This is a genomic window from Geobacillus sp. BK01 (assembly GCF_052220245.1).
GTDB lineage: Bacteria > Bacillota > Bacilli > Bacillales > Anoxybacillaceae > Geobacillus.
This window is the reverse complement of the sequence record NZ_JBQPTH010000001.1, coordinates 245,759-263,360: the sequence shown is the minus strand read 5'-3', so window position 1 is coordinate 263,360 and position 17,602 is coordinate 245,759. Positions and strand designations below refer to the sequence as shown.

Genomic DNA, 17,602 nt, shown 5'->3' with positions numbered 1-17,602 from the left:
TGTTCAATACTCCTCCCTCAACCGGTGGGAAATGTATTGCGCCAATATATTCATCAGCAGCGTGAAAATAAAGAGCGTCATCCCGACAGCGTAAATGCTGTAATAAATCGTCGTCCCATAGCCGGCGTCGCCGGTTGTCACCTGAACGATGTAAGCGGTCAATGTTTGAATCGATTGCGTAACATCAAACGTAAACTCCGGCGATGATCCGCCGGCCACCGCGACGATCATCGTTTCACCGACCGCCCGGGAAATGCCTAAAATAAACGAAGCAATCACCCCGGAAGCGGCGGCAGGAAGCACGACCTTAAGCGCCACTTCGAGCTTTGTCGCACCAAGGGCCAAGGCGCCTTCGCGAATGGAATTCGGGACCGCGCTCATCGCATCCTCCGACAGCGAGGCGATCATCGGGATGATCATAACCCCCATCACGAGCCCCGGGCTGAGCGCATTAAAAATATCGAGATCCGGAATGACGTTTTGCAATAACGGCGTCACGATCGTCAACGCAAAAAATCCGTACACGATCGTCGGAATGCCGGCCAACACTTCCAATGCCGGCTTAATGATGCGACGTGTCCGCTCCGATGCGTACTCGCTTAAGTAAATCGCTGAAGCAAGTCCGATCGGCACCGCGATCAACATCGCGATCCCCGTCGTCAACAACGTGCCGGTGACAAGCGGGGCGACTCCGAACGATCCTTGTTCCTCGTTCCAAGGAAGCCATTCTTTGCTCGTCACAAATTCGATGATCGACACACGGCGGAAAAATTCGATCGTTTCAAAAAGAAGGGTGAATAAAATCCCGAGTGTCACGAGCACCGAGAGCGCCGCCAATACAAAAAGGAGTTTCGGTGCAAGCTTTTCCATCCTTTTCGGCCAACGCTGCCGTTTTTGGTTTTCTTCAATCATCTTCCGAACCGAAAGCAGTTGCTCCTTCTTCGGAATGCTCATCATGCAAACCCCTTTCCGTCATCCTCCGACTCCTGTCACACGTATAGGCCGACAGGCAAAGCGAACCGTCGGCCTAGGCAAGCTTATTTCAATCCAGCCAATGTTTCCAATTGTTCTTTGTATTTATCCTCCGGCAAGCGGACGTAACCAACTTCTTCCGCCAAATCTCCGGCCGTTTCAAGCAAAAACTCCATATAGTCATACACTTGCGGTTTTTCTTTCAACGATTTGACGTTCACATACGTAAACAGCGGCCGCGAAAGCGGAGTGTACTTCCCGGTTTCAATCGTCTCGTTTGTCGGCTCGACTGGACCGTTGCCGCCATCAATCGGTACGACTTTCAGCTTATCTTTATTTTCAAGATAGTACGCATAGCCGAAATAGCCGATCGCATATTTGTCGCCTTCCACTCCGCGGACGAGGATGTTGTCATCCTCTGACAGCTGAGCCGTTTTCACGATCTCTTTCCCTTCCAAAATGACTTCATCAAAGTAGTCAAACGTTCCAGAGTCATGGCCTGGTGAGAAGAACTTGATTTCCTCATCCGGCCATTCCGGGCGGATATCCGACCATTTTTTCACGGTGCCATCTTCCGTCCACATTTTTTTCAACTCGTCAACCGTCAAATAGTCGACCCAGTCGTTTTCTTTATTGACAATGACAGAAAGACCGTCATAGGCAAGCTGAAACTCTTGGAACTCAATACCGTTGTCAGCAGCTGCCTGTTTTTCTTCCTCTTTGATTGGACGAGAGGCGTTGGAAAAATCGGTTTCCCCCTTCGTGAACTTTTCAAATCCGCCGCCCGTTCCAGAAACACCGACAGAGACTTTGACGTTTGGCTGTTCCATCATATATTCTTCAGCGGCCGCTTCCGCAATCGGAAAAACCGTCGAGGAACCGTCCATGATCACTTCGCCCGACAGTTCTTTCGCTGCGGACCCACCGTCCGCCTCATTTTCCTGCGCTCCATTTCCTCCACCACAGGCGGCAACGATCATCATCGTTCCGCCAAGTATACCCGACAACATCAGTCGTTTCCATTTGCTCATCTCTTTTCCCCCCGACCGTTTCGTTTTCTCTTACATGTCCTATCATAAATGGACGCTGTTAATAAGGTTTAAACGGAATGTTAAGATTGTGTAAACTCCAGCCTGACTGTTTTCACTCTCAGCATCCGTCCCTCCTTTTGCATCAATGACGTTTCCCGTCTTTGAAAAATAAAAAAGCTGATTCGATAGAAGAGGCTTCCTCTATCAAATCAGCTTCAGTTCATCAAGATTGTTCTGTTGCTTCAGTACCGTCGGCTGACGGTTGAACAGGCTCTTCGGCCATTCGCTTCGCCTTCAATTCAAAATAGGCGTCCAAAATGCGGCGGCCGATCCGGTTGTTAATGCCGTCGCTGTCCCCTTGCGTTGCCCACGGCACCACAACGGCAAACGACACTTGCGGATCGTTGTACGGCGCATACCCGACAAGCGTCAAATTGTAGGTCGGGTCATTGCGCCGGCTTTTGATCGGCCCGTCGTAAAACGCTTCAGCCGTGCCCGTTTTTCCGGCTGGCTTGTACGGGGCGCCGGCGAAATACGCATACGCCGTCCCGCCCGGCTCTTGCATGACGCGGCGGAATCCTTCCTGCACGCGCTCAATGTATTCCGTCTTCATATCGACGCGGTTTAAGACGACCGGTTCGAACCGTTTGACGACCCGGCCAGGCTCTTTTCCGTCAATGGACGGCTCGCGAATTTCTTTGACGAGCTGCGGCTTCATCCGGTAGCCGCCGTTGGCGATCGTCGAGACGTATTGCGCCAGCTGCATCGGCGTATACATGTCGTACTGGCCGATCGCCAAGTCAAGCAAAAATCCGCCGCGCGTGCTTTGCCCTTGGAAGCCGCCGAGTTCATTCGGCAAGTCAATGCCCGTTTTGACGCCCAAGCCGAATTGGCTGAAATAGTGGCGCATCGTTGCAAACGCCGCCGGATTGATGTTGAGCGGCTCACGCGGGCGGTATGTGCCGCCGCCAATGGCAATGGCGGTTTTAAACATGTACACGTTCGACGACTGTTTCAACGCCGTCAGTTCATTGATCGTCCCCATCGTTTTCCACGATTTTTTCACCGGAGTCCCTTTGATATACAACGGCTCGTCCTTGATATACGTATTTGGATGGAGCACTCCCGTTTGAAAACCGGTGAGGATGGTCGCCCCTTTCACCGCCGACCCCATCGCATAAGCGGACGTAATGTTGCCGATCGCAAAGTCGACAAACTCGCCATCGCGAAGCAGTTTGCCGGCCATCGCCAACACTTCGCCCGTTTTCGGATTCATCATGACGACAAACGCCCGGTCCAAGAGCGGCGAACGGCCTTTGCGCTTTGTCGCCAAAATTTCTTGCTGGATGATTTGCTCGACCTTTTGTTGCAGTTCGGCATCGATCGTCAGCACAAGGTCTTTGCCGCGCTCACCCGGATACACTTCCTCAACCGCCACGACATGGCCTGACTTGTCAACAACGTTTTTGATCTTCGCCTTTTTGCCGTGCAGCACTTCCTCATACTGCATCTCCAAATAGCTTTTGCCGACGCGGTCGTTGCGGCTGTAGTCGCGAGCCAAAAAGTAGTCGAGCCGCTCACGCGGGACACCTTCATCTTCATCGGTCACACTGCCGAGCACGGAGCGGAACGTGTTGTCATAAACGTACTTCCGGTCCCAGTCAACGGTCGTGTTGACCCCGGGAAGTTCGCTTAAATGTTCGCTGACGACCGCATATTCACGGTCGGTCACTCCTTTGCTTTTGACCGTCTGCGGCGTCAGCGCATAGCCGCTCTCCATTTCATGCTTAATGGCAATGACTTCAATCTCCCGCTTGGAGATTTGTGCCAAGTCTTCCTCTGTGATGCGGTCAAGCGTCCATTCGTACACTTTTTTGTCAATCTCTTTTTGCGTCAATCCTTGGTCGGCCAACCGCTTTTTTTCCCGTTCGCTCACCTTTTTTTTCGCCTCATCCGGACGAGTCAAAATCCAATAATCTTTCATATCGCGTTCCGTCACTTTTTCTTCTGCATCCGGAATATCGATATATCGGGCGAGCTTTCTGGCCACTTCCAATATTTCTTCCGGCTGCGTCGTTTTGGAACGCGTATACGTAATCGCCTTTTGCGGTGTGTTGTCGACGATCACCCGGCCCGACCGATCATAAATTTTGCCGCGCGGCACCGGCGTGCTGACAATCTCATCTTGCGTCCGCTCGACTTCGCGCCGGTAATCTTCTCCGTACACGATTTGCACGACCCCAAGGCGCAAAATGAGCGCCGAAAACAACAAGAAGACAAAGAAAAACAAAATGTTTAAACGGATCGGCACTTGCGCCCGCTTTTTCCGCTTCATCCCCCGGTCCTCCTTTCTCTCTCCCTTATTGTAAAAGAAAAAGGTGGGCATGGCTAGGGAAAAACATGAGCAGCCCTTTTATGCCGACGGGCCGCCCCGTTCGCCGGCCAGTTTTGGCCGGAATAGGAGCGGCTCCCGCCGATCCCGCTCCGGACGGCCATCTGTGAAGCGAATGTGGCGGACGAACCAGTAAATCACTAAATGCCCGGCTCCACACACAAACATGAGTACACGAATGCCAATCTCTTCCCCGAAAAGTGTCAATGCCGCTAAAAAAGCGAAAATCGATACCATCCGCCCGGCGTTTAAAAACAGCTCGCGAACAACAATATACTCAACACGTGCTTCCGCTGATTTCCAGCTCCTCCCAATCACATCGAACGTTAACGATGAGTAAGGAACAAGCAAAATCGGATAGGCAATGGCGATCGTGACGGCATAAAGAAGAAGGCGCGGGTACGACGGGTGAAACACAATTAAAAAAATAGCTGCGTACAGCAAAAGGCCGCCCAATAAAATGGCTTTCATCCGGTATTCCCGCTTCATCAGCCGGGAAACAGCGTAATAGGCAACAAACGATGTAAACGAATTGACAAGCCCGTACTTGCCGAGCGCCCATTCGCTTTTTGAGGTGACATACACCAACACCGAAATAACGAACACAAACGATCCTTCGCGCAATCCTTGAAAAAAGTGGGCGTTCGTAATGAGCCGCCAATTCCGGTTTTCATTCCGTTCCTTTAAAATGCGGAGAAATAAATATTTTCCCGCTGCTGTACGGCGCTTGAGGAAAAAACTAAGCAGCACAGCGATAATAAATAAGCCAAGCGACAGCGAAAAAACGAGCGTATATCCTTTCAGACCCGCGAGCGACGAAATGATATAGCCGGCGGCAATCGGCCCGATCATGCCGGCAGATGACGTGAGCACCCCGAAAAAGCCGTTAAAAAAGTCGCGCGTTTCCGGCTCTGTAATTTCAAACGTCAGCACGTTAAACGCCAGCCAATAAAAACCATAGCCAACACCGAGCAATGCGCCGAGAACGAGCAAATATTGATGGGCGCTAGGGCCGACCAATAAAACGGTGATAAAAAAAACGGCTAAACACGACACACCAAGCCGTAAAATCAAAATGCGGTCGATCTGTTTCGCCAGCCGGCCGGCGAATATAAATGTCAGCGGCTGCATCGTGACGACCGCCAAATTATACAATGCCAAATCGCGGAAATCGCCGGTCTGTTTCCATAAATAAATGTTGACAAACGTATTGGACAGCGACACAGCAAGCGCATAAAACCCACCGATGCAAAGAAGCAGCAGCAAATCGCGGCTCACCCGTTCTTGGCCAGTCAATTTTTCGAATAATGACATCGTAAACTCCCCTTTTCGTCTATCCGGTAGTGTGGCCATTTCTGCCGCTGCTATGCACCCGGCATCAGCAAAAAGCGGGGCGATCGATTCGCCCCGCTTCATCCATTATTTCGCTTTTGCTTCACTGTAGCGTTTCGCCACTTCGTCCCAATTGACAACGTTCCAGAACGCGGCAATGTATTCCGGACGACGGTTTTGGTATTTCAAGTAGTACGCATGCTCCCAAACATCCAATCCAAGGATCGGTGTTTTGCCTTCCATGATCGGCGAATCTTGGTTCGGCGTGCTTGTGATTTCCAACTCGCCATTGTTGACGACAAGCCACGCCCAACCGGAACCGAAACGGCCGGCCGCCGCTTTTGAAAATTCGTCTTTAAACGCGGCAAAGCTGCCGAATTTTTGGTTGATGGCATCAGCGAGTTCGCCTGTCGGCTCGCCGCCGCCGTTTGGCGACAAAATCGTCCAGAAAAGCGAATGGTTCGCATGGCCGCCGCCGTTGTTGCGCACCGCTGTACGGATGCTTTCCGGAAGGGCTTCCAAATTGCTGAGCAATTCTTCGAGCGATTTGTTTTGCAAATCCGCCTGCCCTTCGAGCGCCGCATTCAAATTCGTCACATATGTGTTATGGTGCTTCGTGTGATGGATGTTCATCGTTTCTTTATCGATGTGCGGCTCCAAGGCATCATACGCATACGGTAATGCCGGCAATTCAAATGGCATCCAAATCTCCTCCTTTTATCCTCATTATGTAAGCGGGCGCTGACCACCCGTCCAAAATTAGCTTACCAAAATTACCACAATGTTTCAATGTATTTGCTTGCCTGCTGGTTTCCAAAAAACGCTCAAAGTTGAATTCCGTTGACGCCGCATATACAATGGAAATGGAGAAAAAGAAAGGTGTGTCCATGATGAATGTATTCACCCAAATTTGGAAAAGTTTGTACTCCCCCAAAGATATTGCCCGCTTCCGCTTTCAAGGAATCGGCAAAACGATCGGCTATGTGTTTTTACTTACATTTTTATCCATCCTTCCAACCTTGTCCTATGCTTCCGTATCGCTCGTTGAAGGTGTCCGCACAACAGGCGCCTTGTTGCGCGACGACTTGCCGCCTTTTTCGATTGAAAACGGCGAGCTTCGCTCAGCGGCGGCTGAACCGATCCATATTGACCAAGGCGGGTTTACGATCATTTTTGACAGCACGGGTGAAGTGACGAGAGAAGAAGTGGAACGGTTTCCGAACGCCATCGCGTTGTTGAAAAATGAAGCGGTGCTCGTTGCCAGCCACCAGGCGCAACATTACAGCTATGCCGCATTTCCAGATGTGGTCATTACTGACGAAGACGTGCGTGCGTTTATCACCAGCTTGCAGTCGCTTCTGCCGGTGCTCATTCCGCTTTTTGGGCTCGTGTTATACGTGCTCGCATGTGCAGGAAAATTTATTAGTGTGTGCCTGCTCGCTTTTTTCGGCCTTATTTTTGCCGGCATGTTGGACAAAAAGCTTCGCTACCGTCATACATGGATCATGTCAGCCTATGGCATTACGTTATCGACCGTCTTTTTTGCTTTGATGGAAGCCGTCCAAACGATCGTGCCATACGGCATGTTTATTCATTGGTTCGTTTCGCTCGCCGTTCTCTTTTTGGCGGTGAAGGAAGTTCCTGCCTCAGCCTAGCGAAACAGCTAGCCGCCAAGGAGTTCCTTGGCGGCTTTTTATCCGGCCGTTTCAAACTGTTTCACGCTTTGCCTCAACGTTTGGCCGAGCTCAATAAGCTCAAGCCCGATTCGATACATCGCCTTCATATCTGTTGTTTGTGTGTGGGAAGAATGAAGCATCTGTTCAGCGCTTGCCAATGTTTGTTGGGCCGTTGATACGAACGAAATGGTTGCCTGTTCCATCGGAGGAACCGAATTTGCCAACTCTCCCATATGTCGTTTCATACCCTCGATCTTCTCTGTCACAACTGCAATCTCCCTTAGCAATTCCTCGAGGGAACATTTCGAGCGGTACGCTGTCTGCATATACGTAGAAAAACGTTCGGAAACGAGCATGCCTTGCTTCGTTGTCGCGATGATGACATCGACCATCTCTTCCGTTGTTTTCGCAATCGACTCAACCGCTTTTCCTGATTGCTCCGCTAACCGCCTTATTTCTTTCGCCACGACAGCAAACCCTTTTCCAGCTTCTCCTGCTCTCGCCGCTTCAATCGTTGCGTTCAAAGAAAGATATTTCGTTTGCTCGGCGATCGTGCGAATCACTTGCACGATGTTGGCAACGGACGATGAGTAGCTCTCAACCTTTTTGACGGCGCCGGCCATTTGGGCAATTTCCTGCTCGAGTGCCTGAATGGACTGCGTCAGTTGCTTAATTTGTCTTCCCCCTTCCAAAGCAGCCGTATTCATATGTTGGGAGCTTTCTTGGATCATCTCCATCTGGTCAGTGACTTGCACCATATCCTCTTTCATTCGCTGAAAGAAAGTAATCGTTGCGTCTGAAGAAGATGCCGTTTCCGCAGCACCGCTTTTCACCATTCCGACTGCTTCCATTAATTCCTGATTACTCTCCACTGTCTTTTTAGATACTGTTTTTAATTGCTCGCCTTTATCCGAAAGCTGTTCTGTTGTAACCGATATGCGATAAATCATCTCCCGCATATTGCGAACCATCTGTTGGAAACTGGCGGACAACGATTGAATTTCCCGGGTGCGGGAAATGATGGACAGGTCGCTGCTCAAATCTCCATTCGCCACCTTTTTCATCGCTCGCTGAAGGCTGACGATAGGTGCTATCACCGTTCGGACAAACGCGATGATGACCAATGAGGCCGCACATGCGCTGATCAATGTTGCCGCCAAAATAAAAACAGCCATTTGGCGCACAGCCGTCATGTATGAACTTGTAGGCACAGCAATAACATAGATTCCTTTTAATTCCTGTATATTCCGGTAAACAAGTGTATAATCTTTTCCATTTATAACGGCATAGGAAATCCCATTTCTTTTCTTTTTCATATGTTCGGTGAGCGTCTCCGGAAGCAAAAGCTGTGAGCGCCGGCTTATGTAGAATGGGCGAACCGTTTCAGCAACGAGAAAAAATTCAGCCGGCACCCCATCTTGCATCAATTCGGCTTGTTGCTTGCGGACGCCCTCGTTCACCCGCTCCATAAACTGTTCTTGATCCCCTATGTACATAAATAAAAGGTTTTGCACCAGTTCATACATCATATCCGTTTCCCGCTCAAGGCGTTGCTCAATCGCTTGCATTGTCTCCTTTTTGGCTTTCGCATACGATACTGCGCCAACCAGTCCAACTGAGATGGCTACAATGCCGACAAATAAAATGATTAACTGGTTTTGCAACTTCATCTCTCTTCGTGTTTTTTTCATGCTCGTCCCCCTCCTTCTCCCATTATGTCGGCCAACTATTAAGCCCGTGTAAATACTTTGTAATTTTTTTGAATTGTTCTCATATTTCACGCGGACAAGCATACATTTCATAAAAAAAGCGGTGGAGGAATCATGAAAAAGTGGCTGCTTGTTTGCATAGCTGTCCTTGTCGGCTATATCGCCTACCGGGATCTGACAACTGGAACACTTCCGGCGTCATCGGAGCCGCTGATCGCTGAAGAAGGGATCAGCAGTCCCACGTACAAGACGGTCAAAATCAAAGCCGGAGACACGCTTTTGTCCATCGCCGAACGTGAACAGCAAGGACCGCTTCCCGTGCCGATCGAAACGTTGATCCGCGACTTTGAAAAGCTGAATCCCGGCACAAAGGCAACCGCCTTGCAAATTGGAAAAGTATATAAAATCCCGACATATAAAAAATAAGCGTAGTGTATTTCTTGTCAATGCATTGTCACTATTGATAAACTTAGGGCAGAACAGCATTTGGTTTAAAGGAGCGAATGTTCGTGGGTGACATAATCCATCGTTCAAAAACGCGGCCCGTCCGCGTCGGTCCGCTGACGATCGGCGGCAGCAATGAAGTGATTATCCAAAGCATGACGACGACGAAGACGCACGATGTCGAGGCGACCGTAGCCCAAATTCACCGGCTTGAAGAAGCGGGCTGCCAAATTGTCCGGGTCGCCTGCCCGGACGAGCGGGCGGCTGATGCCATACCAGAGATTAAAAAACGAATTAACATCCCGCTTGTCGCCGACATTCATTTTGACTATAAATTGGCGCTAAAAGCGATCGAGGGGGGCATCGATAAAATTCGCATCAACCCGGGCAATATTGGACGCCGGGAGAAAGTCGAAGCGGTCGTCAAAGCTGCAAAAGAACGTGGCGTACCGATCCGCATCGGCGTGAATGCCGGATCACTCGAGAAACGGATTTTGGAAAAATACGGATACCCGACGGCCGACGGCATGGTCGAAAGCGCCTTATACCATATCCGCATTTTGGAGGAACTCGATTTCCACGATATTATTGTTTCGTTAAAAGCATCTGATGTGCGCCTCGCTATTGAAGCGTACGAAAAAGCGGCGCGCACATTTGACTACCCGCTTCATGTCGGCATTACCGAGGCGGGGACGCTTTTCTCTGGCACGATCAAAAGCGCTGTTGGACTCGGCGCTATTTTAAGCAAAGGGATTGGCAATACGATCCGCGTTTCCTTAAGCGCCGATCCGGTCGAAGAAGTGAAAGTGGCGCGCGAGATTTTAAAAACGTTCGGGCTGTCGTCCAATGCGGCGACGCTCATTTCCTGCCCGACGTGCGGGCGGATTGAAATCGACTTGATCAGCATCGCCAATGAAATCGAGGACTATATCGCCAAAATCAAAGCGCCGATCAAAGTGGCTGTGCTCGGCTGCGCGGTCAATGGCCCGGGCGAAGCGCGCGAAGCCGATATCGGCATTGCCGGCGCCCGCGGTGAAGGCCTGTTGTTTCGCCACGGCAAAATTGTCCGCAAAGTGCCGGAAGAGCAGATGGTCGAAGAACTAAAGAAAGAAGTCGACAAGCTGGCTGAGGAATATGTTGCAAAACAAAAGGAAAAAGAGGCTGCCCTTAAAGGCAGCGCCACAGAGTAAACGAGGGCGCGTCCCGAAGGACGGCTGCAAAAAAGGGCGTCCCCGACTGGGGACACCCTCGCTTTTTTTACGTGTAAAACGGCATAATAAACAGGCGGACGAGAATGGCGATGACGCCGATCCCGATGGCCCATGCCCCGAGCGTTTCCGCTCCGCGCCGGCGTGCGATAAAACCGACAATAATGCCGGCCGCCCCTAACAAAATCGGCCAAATAAACAAGGCGATGATGGACAACGCCAAGGCGAGCCATCCAAGCCCGGCACCGCCAGCGCGTTCTTCGTCCCGCCCATCGCGGCGGCGGATCGGTTCGGCGACCTCCGCCGCTGTTTCTTCCATGAAATTGCGCTCTGGTTCCTCTTTTCCGATCGATTGCACGTACCTTTCGTTATACGTGCGCTCGCGGTCATCTGCCATATGCTTCCCTCGCTTTCCTAAAGTAAGGAGCATTCTTAGTATGGGAAACTGGTGTCATTATTATCAGTGTGAATATTTTCTAAAAGGGGGATGGAACGATGAAGCACCGGCTCGGAATCGACATCGACGGCACGGTTACGTGTCCGAGCACGTTCATTCCGTATTTAAATGAGTCGTTTGGCAAGCAGCTCGCCTTATGCGACATTACGCAGTACAATTTGGCGCCGCTATACGGGGCAACGGAAGAGGAAATGGACCGCTGGATGGAGGAAAATGAAGCGGGCATTTATGAACGCGCTCCCCTGGCCCGCTATGCACTTGAGGTAATCGACAGTTGGAAAGACAAATACGAGCTGTTTTACATCAGCGCCCGCGGCCGCCATTTGTACAAGCTCACCGAGCGTTGGTTTCAGCGACATGGCGTTCATTACCACCATATTGAACTGATCGGTTCCCATGATAAAGTCGCCGCCGTCCGCCGATACAAGCTGGCCGCCTTTTTTGAAGACAAATACGATAACGCTTGCGAGATCGCGGAAACATGCGGCATTCCGGTCCTTTTATTCAACACCCCGTACAATCAAGGCCCGCTGCCGGAGAACGTTATCCGCATTAAAAACTGGCTCGAAGCAAAGCGGGAAATAGAGCGGCGTTTACAGCCATAAAAAACATCTCCCACCTCATAATGGGAGATGTTTTTGGCATTGCGGACACGTGCCGTAAATTTCAAATTTATGGTCGTCAATCTCATAGCCGTCGAGCTGCGCGGCAATCTTGTCCATTGGACATACGTCAATATCCTTTGTTTTCCCACACCGGATGCAAATAAAATGGTGGTGATGGCGGCGGGCATCACAGACAAAGCGGAAATGTTTTTCACCGGACAGCTCGGTCATTTCCAAAATGCCGAGCGCGGCAAAGAGCGATAAATTGCGGTACACGGTGTCAAAGCTTAAGCCCGGATACGTAGGGCGAAGCGCTTCAAGCACCTCTTTCGCGGTCAAGTATTTATCGCGGTCGGCAAACAGCTCAAGCATTTGTTTCCGTTTTTCAGTATATTTAAATCCCTTTTCTTTCATTAACTGCAACGCTTCGCCGATATTCATCACTACCGTCCCCTTTTCCATTTTTTCCATCCCAATACGAGAAGCAAGATGGCAACGGCCAACATGACGATTGTCCCGCCTGGCGCCCAATTGAGCTCGTACGCTGCCAACAGCCCGACGATCACCGCCAGCTCCCCGAAGATAATGGAAAATGCGATCGCCTGTTTAAAACTTTTGGCGATACGAATGCTCGCCGCCACCGGCAGCGTCATGAGCGAAGAAACGAGGAGCACACCGACAATGCGCATCGACGCCGCGATGACGAGAGCGACAAGCACAATGAACAAAAAGTGAATGAACTTGGCGCGAACGCCGGAGACGCGGGCGTACTCTTCATCAAAGGAAAGAAGAAACAGCTCCTTATAAAATGCGAAAATGACGGTGGCGGCAATCACAGCGACAGCGGACGCCGCCCAAACGTCAGTGCTGCTCACAGCGCTGACACTGCCAAACAAATATGAAAACAAATCGGTATTAAATCCGTTAGCGATCGAAATCAAAATGACGCTCAACCCAATGCCGGTCGATAAAATAATCGGAATGGCGAGCTCTTCATAATGACGGTAAACAGCGCGCAACTTCTCAATAAGCAGCGAGCCGACAACGGAAAAGCCCATTCCAATGTAAAGCGGATTCCAACCAGCGGCGGCCGGCATCGATTTCCCAAGCAGCAGCCCGGCGGCGATGCCAGCAAGCGTCACATGACTTAGCGCATCCGCGATGAGCGACAGCCGCCGAACAACGATAAACACCCCGAGCAGCGGCGCGGCAAATCCGGTCAAAATACCGGCCAAAAACGCGTTGCGCAAAAATTCATATTGCCATAAGGCTTCCCACACGTGTCATTCCTCCACAATCAACCGTTTTCGTTTCGTTCGTTAATGCCGGTGGGAGAGAACGTGAAGCGGATGGCCGTAAAACCGGGAAATCGTCTCGTCGCCGAGCTGTTCGAACTCTTCGGCATTTCCATGAAAATAGAGACGTTTGTTTAAGCAGGCGATATGGGTGACGCGTTCTGTAATCGTCCCAATGTCGTGCGTCACGAGCACAAGCGTCAACCCCCGGCGGTTCAAATCGCCAAGCAGCTCATAAAACTCGTGCACATGGCGGGCATCAACGCCGACAGTTGGCTCGTCTAAAATCAACAAATCCGGCTTGCTCGCCAGCGCGCGGGCGATAAACACCCGCTGTTGCTGGCCGCCTGACAACTCGCCGATATTGCGCTTCGCCAAGCCGCGCAAACCAACCGCCTCGAGCGCCGCTTCGACCGCGCGGCGGTCTTCTTTCGTCAACAGGCGGAACAAGCCACGTTTGGCTGTCAGCCCGCTTGCCGCCACTTCCTCGACGGTCGCCGGGAAACCGCGGTTAAAGCTGTTCGCTTTTTGCGACACAAAGCCGATCCGATGCCATGCCCGAAACGACTCGATTGGCTCACCGAACAGCAAAATGCGGCCGCGGTCCGGTTTTAGCAGCCCCAACATACATTTAAGCAGCGTCGACTTTCCCGAGCCATTCGGACCCACCAATCCTAAAAACGCTCCTTTTGGCACGGCCAAATGGACGTGTTCAAGCACTTCCTCTTTCTCGTATCGGAACGATACATCCTCGATTTGCACGACAAGCCTGTTTTCCATGGCCGTTCTCCCCTACTAATTCAGAATCGTTACGATTTATGCTCATGTGCAAGTATAGCCGATCATGCCCATTTTGTAAACCTTAATGAATGGCCGATTTAAAACGAGCGCCGCGCACTTCATGCGTCGCCATAATCGTAATGAATGCACTCGGGTCAATTTCATTCACAATCGATTTTAACTTTGTCACTTCTAGACGCGTCACAACGGCATAAATGATTTCTTTTTGCTCGTCCGTATAGCCGCCTTTGCCAAGCAACTTCGTCGTCCCGCGGCCGAGGCGGTGCAAAATGGCATCAGAAACCTCCTCGTAATGATCGGTGACAATAAAAGCAGCCCGCGTTTCATCAAGCCCTTGGATGACCGCGTCGATCGTTTTGGAAGCAATATAGTACGTCATGACCGAATACATGGCCGGCTCGATCCCAAGCACAAACGCCGCCCAACCGAAAATAAACACGTTGACAAACATGACGAACTCGCCAACGGAAAACGGAATTTTTTTGGTTAATAAAATCCCTAAAATTTCTGTTCCATCCAATGATCCGCCATGGCGAATGATCAACCCGACGCCAAGCCCGAGCGTCAAGCCGCCAAAAACAGTGGCTAAAATCGGCTCGGTCGTCAGCGGAGAAAAATGATGAAGCGCCCGTTCAGCACCCCCGAGGATGACAACGCCTAAAATTGTCGACCACATAAACGTTTTGCCGATGTGTTTGTAGCCGAAATACATAAACGGAGCATTCAAGAGGATGACTAACGTGGCAAAATTGAGCAGCCGCCATTCATCGGGAATTACATAATCAAGAATAAGCGATACGCCGATAATGCCTCCATCGATCATTTTATTTGGAACGAGCAACCGCTCAATAGCAAATGCCGCCAATGCGGCGCCGATGGCGATCATCACCATCCGGTACAATATGCGGTTAAACGGCTCTTTTTTATGCTGTTTTGTCGCCAAACTCCCACCCTTTCCCTTTTACTTTCATTTCCATTATACCATACACCCCTTTTCCGTTCACGTCATATGATGGAACAGAAACAAGGAGGGGGCTGCCATGAACCTTTACCAACAGCTCGTGAAACAAAAGTTAAAAACGATCACCCCGGAAGAACTCGTTGCGTACAGCCAAGATTACGGATTGCCAATTACAGTCAGTCAGGCAAAAAAAATTCTTCATCTCGCTCGAACGAATGACATTAACGTCTTCGACCCGCAAGAGCGGAAAAAATGGGTGCGCGAGCTGGCGAAAATCACCTCGCCGGAAATCGCTAAAAAAGCAAACGAACTGTTTTTAAAATTTGTACAAAAAAAATAAAAAGGGCGGAATGCCCTTTTTATTGCGCGTCAGCCACAATTTTCTCACGCAACTGATCGTCAAACGCCTGTGCCCGAAGCATCGCAATTTCATGCTTGTATGGCGGCTTTTTGTTGTTTTTCTCCTCGCCGACATACGGCGTTTCTAAAATTTTTGGAATATCCTCCAACTGTGGATGATGGACGATATAATTGAGCGCAGCAAACCCGATATGGCCGAAACCGATGTTTTCGTGGCGGTCTTTGCGGCTGCCGCGCGGGTTTTTGCTGTCGTTAATGTGCAGCACTTTCAAGCGCTCAAGACCGATAAGGCGGTCAAATTCGTCAAGCACACCGTCAAAGTCGTTCACAATATCATACCCGGCGTCATGCGTATGGCATGTATCAAAGCAGACGGATAGCTTGTCATTATAGGTGACGCCATCGATAATATGTGCCAGCTCTTCAAACGTGCGCCCGCATTCCGACCCTTTGCCGGCCATCGTTTCAAGCGCGATTTGCACGGTCTGTCCGCGCGTCAGCACTTCGTTCAGCCCGCGGATGATTTGCCGGAGTCCGGCCTCGGCTCCGGCGCCGACATGGGCGCCCGGGTGCAACACAAGTTGTTTCGCCCCGATCGCTTCCGTCCGCTCGATTTCGGCGCGCAAAAAATCAACGCCAAGCGCAAACGTATCGCGGTTTGTCGTGTTTCCAATATTGATGATATACGGGGCGTGAACGACGATCTCCTCAATGCCGTGCGCCGCCATATGTTTTCGCCCGGCTTCGATATTCAGCTCCTCGATCGCTTTGCGTCTCGTGTTTTGCGGCGCCCCGGTGTAAATCATAAACGTATTCGCCCCGTAAGAAACGGCTTCTTCACTGGCAGCAAGCAACATGTTTTTGCCGCTCATCGACACGTGTGAACCGATTTTTAACATTTTCTTCTCTCCCTTTTTCTTTTGTTCAGAGCAAAGGCTACGATTTTTTGAAGCGGTCAAGCCGCTTTTTCTTCCTCTCGAGCTCGGCACGCAGCTTTTTCTTATAGCCCGGCTTCACTTTCTTCGCCTTTTTCAGCCTAGCGACCACCGGTGCCAGTTCATCTTCCTTCTCGCCAGCCCGCTTGCCCCGCCGGTTCCACGGAGGAAGCTCCTTCCATTCGCCGCGCACGAGATCGCGATGAACAAATGAAATCCCCATTTTTTCCAATCTGGCAATCGCGTCTTGATCGCCCGGTTCGTAAATGGTGGCCGCAATGCCGCTATAGCCGGCGCGCGCCGTCCTTCCGGCACGGTGAATATAAAACTGCAAATCATCGGGCAGCTCATAGTTGATGACATGGCTGACCCCTTCGATGTCGATGCCGCGCGCAGCCAAGTCGGTGGCAACCATGTATTGAAACTCGAGCTCGCGAATTTGGTTCATCATCTTTTTTCGCTCGCGCGGGGTCAAATCGCCATGCAGCACACCGACTTTCAGCCCTTGCTCCGCAAGAAGGTCGGCGACTTCATCCGCCCTCTTTCTCGTATTAACGAACACAATAGCTAAATACGGATTGTAGCTGACAAGCACATCGTAAAGGAGCTTGACTTTTTCGCGCCCGCGCAGTGGAATGAGCACATGCTCAATGTTTTCATTCGCCGCTTGTTTCGGCTCAATCTGGACGAATGTCGGGTTTTCCATATATTTTTTCAAAAACGGCTTCAGCTTTTCTGGAATCGTCGCCGAAAAGACGAGCATTTGCAACTCTTTTGGCATTCGAGCGGCAATTTGGTCAACGTCGGTGATGAAGCCCATATCGAGCATTAAATCGGCTTCATCGACGACAAGGGTGCGCGCCGTATGCACATCAAGCGCCTGCTCGCGAATGAAATCGTTAATGCGCCCCGGGGTGCCGATGACAATGTGCGGCTGCACATGGAGCTTTTCGAGCGCTTTTTGCTTATCCGTCCCGCCGATGAAGCAGCGAGCAACAATCGTCCGGTCTTTCGGGCAAAATTTCGTGATCTTTAACGTTTCATGATAAATTTGCGTTGCCAACTCGCGCGTCGGTGCTGTGATGACCGCCTGTACTTCCGCACGCTCCGGGGCGATCTTTTCGATGATTGGCAATAAATAAGCATGTGTTTTTCCCGTCCCGGTTTGCGACTGACCGACCATGCTTTCGCCGCGCAACGCCCCCGGAATGATGCGTTCTTGAATTTCCGTTGGTTTATAAAAACGAAGCGCTTGAATGGCTTCGATGATAAACGGTTGAAACGAAAAACGGGTAAACTGCGTTTCCGCCATTAATCCACAACTCCCTTCTGCATGCGCCGCCTCGTTCGCTTCACCATTATAGCGAATGTCGACGGACGGCTGCAACTAAAGACAAAAACAGCAGGAAAAACCTTTCCCGTCT

At 50.8% G+C, this 17,602-nt stretch carries 18 protein-coding genes; 5 read left to right on the top strand and 13 right to left on the bottom strand.

Features of this window, described 5'->3' with window-relative positions; genetic code table 11:
• Window positions 1-3: 3 nt before the first annotated feature.
• From pstC to sodA, 5 genes are all read right to left on the bottom strand, one after another.
• Window positions 4-954, bottom strand: coding sequence for a phosphate ABC transporter permease subunit PstC (gene pstC / locus ACTVDO_RS01345; protein WP_020960589.1), 951 nt, complete (start codon window positions 952-954; stop codon window positions 4-6).
• 83 nt (window positions 955-1,037) lie between these two features.
• Window positions 1,038-2,003 carry a PstS family phosphate ABC transporter substrate-binding protein gene (locus tag ACTVDO_RS01340; RefSeq protein ID WP_020960590.1) on the bottom strand — a complete coding sequence of 322 codons (966 nt, stop codon included), beginning with the start codon at window positions 2,001-2,003 and terminating at the stop codon, window positions 1,038-1,040.
• Window positions 2,004-2,226: 223 nt separating this feature from the next.
• The gene (locus ACTVDO_RS01335; RefSeq protein ID WP_020960591.1) at window positions 2,227-4,338 is read right to left on the bottom strand and encodes a peptidoglycan D,D-transpeptidase FtsI family protein; all 2,112 of its coding nucleotides are present in this window, start codon (window positions 4,336-4,338) and stop codon (window positions 2,227-2,229) included.
• A 78-nt stretch (window positions 4,339-4,416) separates the two neighbouring features.
• Entirely contained in the window at window positions 4,417-5,709 is a 1,293-nt protein-coding gene (locus tag ACTVDO_RS01330) for an MFS transporter (RefSeq protein WP_020960592.1), read from the bottom strand.
• Window positions 5,710-5,814: 105 nt separating this feature from the next.
• A complete protein-coding gene (gene sodA / locus ACTVDO_RS01325) occupies window positions 5,815-6,429 on the bottom strand; it encodes a superoxide dismutase SodA (protein WP_020960593.1) in 615 nt (204 codons plus the stop codon).
• 188 nt (window positions 6,430-6,617) lie between these two features.
• Between sodA and ACTVDO_RS01320 the strand changes: the two genes are divergently transcribed.
• Window positions 6,618-7,382 (top strand): DUF1189 domain-containing protein, encoded by a 765-nt coding sequence (locus tag ACTVDO_RS01320; protein ID WP_020960594.1) that lies wholly within the window; start codon window positions 6,618-6,620, stop codon window positions 7,380-7,382.
• A 38-nt stretch (window positions 7,383-7,420) separates the two neighbouring features.
• Here ACTVDO_RS01320 and ACTVDO_RS01315 read toward each other — a convergent pair whose 3' ends face one another.
• Entirely contained in the window at window positions 7,421-9,094 is a 1,674-nt protein-coding gene (locus ACTVDO_RS01315) for a methyl-accepting chemotaxis protein (RefSeq protein WP_168368796.1), read from the bottom strand.
• A 132-nt stretch (window positions 9,095-9,226) separates the two neighbouring features.
• Between ACTVDO_RS01315 and ACTVDO_RS01310 the strand changes: the two genes are divergently transcribed.
• Entirely contained in the window at window positions 9,227-9,538 is a 312-nt protein-coding gene (locus ACTVDO_RS01310; protein WP_020960595.1) for a LysM peptidoglycan-binding domain-containing protein, read from the top strand.
• Window positions 9,539-9,621: 83 nt separating this feature from the next.
• Window positions 9,622-10,746, top strand: a complete 1,125-nt coding sequence (ispG, locus tag ACTVDO_RS01305) for a flavodoxin-dependent (E)-4-hydroxy-3-methylbut-2-enyl-diphosphate synthase (protein WP_020960596.1) — start codon at window positions 9,622-9,624, stop codon at window positions 10,744-10,746.
• 67 nt (window positions 10,747-10,813) lie between these two features.
• On the opposite strand, the gene ACTVDO_RS01300 is transcribed toward ispG, so the two are convergent.
• Entirely contained in the window at window positions 10,814-11,161 is a 348-nt protein-coding gene (locus ACTVDO_RS01300) for a hypothetical protein (protein WP_020960597.1), read from the bottom strand.
• 98 nt (window positions 11,162-11,259) lie between these two features.
• Between ACTVDO_RS01300 and ACTVDO_RS01295 the strand changes: the two genes are divergently transcribed.
• Complete coding sequence (locus tag ACTVDO_RS01295; RefSeq protein WP_020960598.1) at window positions 11,260-11,826, top strand: nucleotidase; 567 nt, start codon at window positions 11,260-11,262, stop codon at window positions 11,824-11,826.
• Window positions 11,827-11,841: 15 nt separating this feature from the next.
• On the opposite strand, the gene ACTVDO_RS01290 is transcribed toward ACTVDO_RS01295, so the two are convergent.
• From ACTVDO_RS01290 to ACTVDO_RS01275, 4 genes are all read right to left on the bottom strand, one after another.
• Entirely contained in the window at window positions 11,842-12,267 is a 426-nt protein-coding gene (locus ACTVDO_RS01290) for a Fur family transcriptional regulator (RefSeq protein ID WP_020960599.1), read from the bottom strand.
• Between the two features lie 2 nt (window positions 12,268-12,269).
• A complete protein-coding gene (locus ACTVDO_RS01285) occupies window positions 12,270-13,106 on the bottom strand; it encodes a metal ABC transporter permease (protein WP_020960600.1) in 837 nt (278 codons plus the stop codon).
• 39 nt (window positions 13,107-13,145) lie between these two features.
• Window positions 13,146-13,901 (bottom strand): metal ABC transporter ATP-binding protein, encoded by a 756-nt coding sequence (locus ACTVDO_RS01280; RefSeq protein WP_020960601.1) that lies wholly within the window; start codon window positions 13,899-13,901, stop codon window positions 13,146-13,148.
• Between the two features lie 82 nt (window positions 13,902-13,983).
• The gene (locus tag ACTVDO_RS01275) at window positions 13,984-14,865 is read right to left on the bottom strand and encodes a YitT family protein (RefSeq protein WP_020960602.1); all 882 of its coding nucleotides are present in this window, start codon (window positions 14,863-14,865) and stop codon (window positions 13,984-13,986) included.
• Window positions 14,866-14,962: 97 nt separating this feature from the next.
• On the opposite strand from ACTVDO_RS01275, the gene ACTVDO_RS01270 reads away from it, so the two are divergent.
• Window positions 14,963-15,223, top strand: a complete 261-nt coding sequence (locus ACTVDO_RS01270) for a DUF2624 domain-containing protein (protein ID WP_020960603.1) — start codon at window positions 14,963-14,965, stop codon at window positions 15,221-15,223.
• A gap of 19 nt (window positions 15,224-15,242) precedes the next feature.
• Here the strand turns inward: ACTVDO_RS01270 and ACTVDO_RS01265 are convergent, their stop codons facing one another.
• Window positions 15,243-16,142 (bottom strand): deoxyribonuclease IV, encoded by a 900-nt coding sequence (locus ACTVDO_RS01265; protein ID WP_020960604.1) that lies wholly within the window; start codon window positions 16,140-16,142, stop codon window positions 15,243-15,245.
• A gap of 37 nt (window positions 16,143-16,179) precedes the next feature.
• Entirely contained in the window at window positions 16,180-17,490 is a 1,311-nt protein-coding gene (locus tag ACTVDO_RS01260; protein WP_020960605.1) for a DEAD/DEAH box helicase, read from the bottom strand.
• Between the last annotated feature and the right edge of the window lie 112 nt (window positions 17,491-17,602).